The organism is Nonomuraea sp. KM90 (genome assembly GCF_052246675.1).
Classification (GTDB): domain Bacteria; phylum Actinomycetota; class Actinomycetes; order Streptosporangiales; family Streptosporangiaceae; genus Nonomuraea.
Genome location: NZ_JBQQCB010000262.1, coordinates 1 through 5761 on the forward strand (window position 1 = coordinate 1; position 5761 = coordinate 5761).

The 5761-nt window shown below is 65.9% G+C and carries 3 protein-coding genes; 2 read left to right on the plus strand and 1 reads right to left on the minus strand.

The features are described from left to right. Positions 1 to 135 precede the first annotated feature (135 nt). Positions 136 to 1125: an RNAseH domain-containing protein gene (locus ACTWPW_RS62695; RefSeq protein ID WP_443174798.1), complete on the plus strand. Its 990-nt coding sequence runs from the start codon at positions 136 to 138 to the stop codon at positions 1123 to 1125. A 1656-nt stretch (positions 1126 to 2781) separates the two neighbouring features. Here ACTWPW_RS62695 and ACTWPW_RS62700 read toward each other — a convergent pair. Beyond that, complete coding sequence (locus ACTWPW_RS62700) at positions 2782 to 3978, minus strand: ISAs1 family transposase (RefSeq protein ID WP_443174799.1); 1197 nt, start codon at positions 3976 to 3978, stop codon at positions 2782 to 2784. 592 nt (positions 3979 to 4570) lie between these two features. Between ACTWPW_RS62700 and ACTWPW_RS62705 the strand changes: the two genes are divergently transcribed. Beyond that, the gene (locus ACTWPW_RS62705) at positions 4571 to 5692 is read left to right on the plus strand and encodes a hypothetical protein (RefSeq protein WP_443174800.1); all 1122 of its coding nucleotides are present in this window, start codon (positions 4571 to 4573) and stop codon (positions 5690 to 5692) included. The last annotated feature ends 69 nt before the right edge of the window (positions 5693 to 5761 follow it).

Consider the following 5761-nt stretch of genomic DNA (forward strand, 5'->3'; position numbering starts at 1 on the left):
ACGTACGAGGTGTCCTTCTGATTTGGGTTGCTGGAGCGTAGAGAACTCCCATCTTCCCAGGCCAAAGGGCACCTCGCCCTATTTCACAGTTCTTTTGTCAGATTCCCAGCGGTGGATCCAGGCTCAGAGGAACCCGTGGAGCGACGTGCCCTCTCGGCCGTTGCCGACGGTATGCGACAACTCGGCGCTGTGGTCCCGCCTCAACAGCGGCTGGGCGAGGAGCTGGCCCCTGACCTGCAGTACCTAGCCCTCTGGTACGTCCGTCGCCAGGCCAGCGGACCGACCCGGCAAGCAGGGCAGTATCTGGTCGCCCTTCGGATACGCCCTGACGACGAGCACCATCCCGTGCGTGGCTGGGACGACGCCCGTAAGGAGTGGGTGCCGTATGCCCAGCTACTTCTCACTCTCATCGCCGGTGGAGGCGCCGAGGACATCCGGAGCGACGCGGACCGACGCGACGCGGTCCAGCGTCGAATCCGATCCTTGCTCTACCAGGTACGGGATCGGCCGACCCTCCTCCTGGTCAACAGCGGGAACCTGCGTGATGCTTGGCCTGGTCTCAGCAATGGGCAGCTCGTCAGGGACAAGATCTCTTTCGACGGGGATCGGGAACCCTCGTGGATCGCGCTCTATGGGCCAGACCTTCGCATGGTGCTGCTCCGTGATGCCAACAGCCGGGAGGAAACATCGCAGTGGTTCGCGCCCGGCGCGAGCGAGGACCTCACGCCTGGTCTGGCGCAGGGTCTATGGTGCACGCGAAACGCGGACGAGGACAACCGGGTGTTCGCGAGCACCGTCGACAGGCCGCCCGCGGGACGCAAGGTGGCTCGCGACCTCCTCAAACTGGTTCCCACTGAGTCGTGGCCCCACGCCCCGGCCGCTACGGCATCGAATCCTCAGGCTTTGGAGCTGACGGTCCTGGGTTGCTTGTCCAGAGCTGTACTTGAAACGTCAGGGCGCTCCGATGTACGCCCGGACCAACCGGCGATTGTCGCGGCCTCGGCTCATCAGTTGCGATTTCACGACGAGTACCACCCGCTCAGCCGGCCGCTGCCGCTTCATCTGGCTAGACAGGCCGAGGAGTATGTCCTGCCTCTCGCCCGCGAAAGCAGTTACGAGGGATAGCACTGCCCGGCTCGCTGCGCGTCGACGGATCCAGCCCTTCCCACTCCCTGCCAGCAACCTCGACCTCACCACCGTTCACCAGCCTCTGACAGAGTCGAGCAGGAACGCCGCGGTCTGCTGTTCCCCTTAGAGGTCTCGTGATCGGCGGTTTGCTGCTCCAACGTGCGCTCTCTCGTCGTCATGTGATCGTGGGCGACGGTGGCGGGCTCCCTGCGTGCAGGATCTCATTGCCGGCTCCACCACCGCGTCGCCCACGATCATCAGTCCGGCGAGCCTTCCTGCACGCGGGTCGGCACGTTCATACAAGTCGGCGCCCATCCTGAGGGGATCCTTGTCCCACATTCCAAGGGAGGGTCGCCATGCTCAACCTGTCGATCATTCTGGAAGACAGCGCCCGCCATGCCCCTGACCGCACCGCGCTGGTCGTGCGGCGACCTGCGCCTGCCGTACGACATGCTCCTTGTTCACAGGCTGCGAACCCTGTCCGACGAGTACGGCCGCCAGATTGGCACAGCTGGTACGCAGGCACAGGTGGATGACCTGCACCGCAAGCGCAACGTGCTGTCGGCCGCCACTATTGCGCTGGGTCCCGCCCCCTGGATGCCTTCCCCCAAGTGGCCGGCCTCACCCGGAGCCTCGGGCTACGCCGGGACAACGACGATTATCAGAGTCTCGAGGTATTGAACATCTGCTATAGGCACATCGTCTCTACCTGAAACCCGCGCGTGGGTGCGGGCCAGGGCCTCGGCACTGATTCGCTTTGTCTGCTTTCGGTCAGATATTGAAGACGGCGAAAGCGTCATGATGGTCGAGGAGGTCGCGGCGTGTGTGAGCGATGTTGACCACCATGGGTCGGGCGCCTGGCCAAACCCCTTGGGGCTGCGACCCTCCAAGACGTCAGCTCGCAAATCGAACGTAAATAGAAGCGGTCAAGGGATGCCATCCACCCCACGATTGCTCGTCCGATGCTCTTCGGCACCTGATACGGCATACCACCGGACGGCATTCATGGACATTTTAGCGACGGCATTTACGGACAGCGTGATACTTTGAGCAATAGTTCGGCACGGGCTGGCATAATATCTGCCGACTTTTAATCCGCAGGTCGCGTCAGCTTCTCACCATCACCGCCTGCATCCTGCACGCCGCCATGCCTGCGGCCTCTACGACCAGGGGCGATCCCCGTCCGTCCGCGGGCACGACGTACACCGAATACGAGTGCTTTGTCCGGTAATCATAGTCAAACCTTTGCTCTGCCTGCTGTCCAAAATCGGGCCTGACCGCAGGTATTTATAAAGGCGACAGGGACCAGGTGGCCCAGGTAATCGGGCCGCACCCACATGGCTTCACCGCAGAGCAACGCGACATCACCAACCACATCATTCTCCGTACCAGGCAAACGGCGAAACCGTACCGCTCAACACGACCGACGCCTCCCGACTGCCGCGAAGGGTGTCCATCGAGCCGGCAGCGACGACGCACGCCATCCCCGGCCGGCGTGCTGGAAACGGCTTCTCATCTTGCTCGCACGCGTGGGTGCGCTCCCGCGCACGGGAGTTGTCCTTAACTCTGTGGTGCCTCAAGCGATGCGCGAATGCAGCGGCGGCGAAGCGGTGCGGAAACCGCCAGCACCCGGGACCCAGGGCTGAAGCGTTCTCATGTGGTGAGACCGAGTAGCTGAAGGCCGTCGGCAGGATGGCTGCGGTAATGATCGGTAGCAGCGGTGATGTTGGTCCAGCCGATGAGGCGGCTCAGGCCGACGGCGAGGTTTCGGAGGCTGGCCAGGATCCGGGGCGCGGCACCGGTGCGGACCTTGCAGGCGTCTTCGCGGTAGGTGACGTCGCGGATGTGGTGCAGGGCCTCGACGCTCCAGTGCCCGCGGATCAGCGCGGCGAGGTGGGCGTGGGTGATGCGGCCGAGTGGCAGGCTGGTGATGGCGTAGATCGTGACGATGGTGGTCTTGCCGGTCTTGAGGTCGGTGCGGCGGCGTTTGACCTGGATGGCCTGGGCTGCGTGCGGGAAGGGCAGGCCGGGGCGGGTGGTGCAGATCTTCATGCGGCGGATCTCTCGGCGGCCGTGCCCGCGTTCGTCGGTGCGGTCGTTGAGGACCGCTTCGCGCCAGGGCAGCGCCTTGAGCCTGCGGTGGAGCGTGGGCTGGTTGGCCTTGACGATGAACAGGAAGTGGCCGCCGGCGGCGATGATCTGCCGGGCGTGCTCGTGCTGGGTGTGCAGGGCATCGGTGGTGATGACCATCGCGGACAGATCCAGGCCGGACAGCAGGGGTGTGAAGGCGGGGATCTCGTTGCTCTTGGCGTCGACCTGCCGTTGGGCCAGGACGGTCTGGGTGTCGTGCCGGACGGCGGCCAGCAGGTGAGTGACGCCGTCGCCGGTACGGCTACCGCGCAGGGTCTTGCCGTCCACGGCCAGGCCGAGTAGGCGCGTTTTGGGGGCGGTGGTCGTCTGGGCGGTCGTTTCCGATGGGTGGCAGGTGGTGAGCGCGGCGAGGTAGGCGCAGGTCGCGGCGTCGAGGGCATCGCTGTCCAGGCGGGCAAGCAGCCGTCCAAGGGTGCTGGCGGCCAGCCGGATGGTGGCCGGGAGCCCGACCCGGATGCGTAGGTCGGGGTCGTATCCGGCGATGAACCGGGTGATCTTCGCCAGGGATGTCGCTCCGCTGAGCACGGCGAGCAGGGATAACGCGAGCAGCGGGCCGAGCCGGTAGCGGCGGCCTCGACGATGGCGTGGGTCGGGTACGGCATCCAGCACCTGGGCCAGGGTGGGCAGTTCGGAGGCGGGGTCGGTGAGGGTGACGTGCTCCAGGTGGCGGGAGAGCACGTCGATCGTGGATGATGGCACGCGAACGCGGCCCCTGTTCTTGATCGACTGTCTAGACACCGACGATCATGAGGGGTCGCGTTTGCCATATCCGCGTCGGGGCGCCCCTACGCGTCACCCCCGGCTCAGGGGTGCAGCAGTCTCATCAGCCGAGAACGCAACGGCCCTGACCCGGGACCGGTGTTGACCGTCGGATTCGGCCTTGACCAGCGCCATCCGGGTGGGCGTCGATACGCCCTGTCCGGCACGGCCATCGATGCGGCGGGTGACGACTACGGGCGTGCTCGCCCGGCCCACACCCACCGCATCGGCCGCGCCGGGCGGGAACACGACGACCCGGCGTCCCACGCCGTACCGACGGCGCCAGGGGGCGACAGGGCCGCTGTGCGCCCGTGCCCAGCGATCCCCGGGGCCGCGGCCGAGCGGGACACCGCGGGACGAGTGCTCGGAACCGGACTTACCCAGCTCCGCAGGTGGGCGAGGGGCAGCCAGTGCCTTCGCTAGCCATCAGGAACTGAACGCAGCAACCCCGCGCCGAACTCCATCCGCTTCCCTGCTCACCGTCACAGCAGCCCCACCCAACAGCACCGAAGAGAAGAGGACGACACACACCATGGCCGAGGGACGCACCTTCAAACGCTGCTCCTGCCGCAACAGCGACGGCAAAGCACTCGGGCAGCAATGCCCCAAGTTGCGCCGCGCCGACGGCGGATGGAGCTACCGGCACGGCATCTGGAACTACCAGATCGAACTCCCACCCGGCAGCGACGGCAAGCGGCGCGGGCCGCTGCGCCGCGGTGGCTTCGCCACCCAGGACGCCGCCAAGGCCGAGCTTGGGCAAGTGCGTGACCTGCTCGCGCTGGCCGACCCGCGTGAGCCCGCCACTCGCATCCAGATCGCTGACTTGATCAAACGAACGCTGGCCGAGACCGACACCCTCCCGAACGCGGAGACGGTCCGGCGGAAGATCAAGACCGGGCAGCATCTGACCCAGGAGATCACCGTCGAGCAGTGGCTGACGGAGTTCCTCAACCGCAAGCGGAAGATCGAGGAGACCACCCGCCGCTCCTACGAGGGCCACATCCGCCTCTACCTCACCCCCTACCTGGGGCGGCTGCGGTTGGATCAGCTCAAGGTCAGCGACATCGCGTTGATGTTCGAGCAGATCGAGGAGTTCAACGACACCATCGCCGAACGCCGCGCCGACCCCGACCCGCAGGTACGCGAGAGCGTCAAATACCGGCGACCGATCAGCATCGCCACCATGCACCGCATCCGCGCCACCCTCCGGCACGCGCTCAACATGGCCATGCGCCAGGACCGGCTGATCGACTTCAACCCCGCCGCCGTCCTGGAGATGGCCGCCTACACCCGGCCCAAGGCACTGGTGTGGACCGAGGACCGGGTCCGTTCCTGGCAGACCGACTACCGCGCCTACCGGGAGACGGGGAAGCAACGCCGGGGCGGGCGGCGGGTCGATCCCATCGACGCCTACACCAGCGTGCCACGCCCCTCCCCGGTCATGGTCTGGACACCGGCGCACACCCGCCGGTTCCTCCAAGAAGCCAAAGCGCACCGTCTGTTCGCTCTCTACCAGCTGATCGCGCTGCGCGGGCTACGCCGGGGCGAGGCGTGCGGGCTGCGATGGAAGGAGGTCGACCTTGACAGCCGTACGGTATGGACCGCCCCGGGAATCTTGGAGGCTACGATTCCTGCGAACTTGCGAATGACGTAGTAGATCCCTGGGTCTTATAGAAGGCGTCCTCGTACTCCTTCGGCGGAATATTACCACAGAATGAGTGGA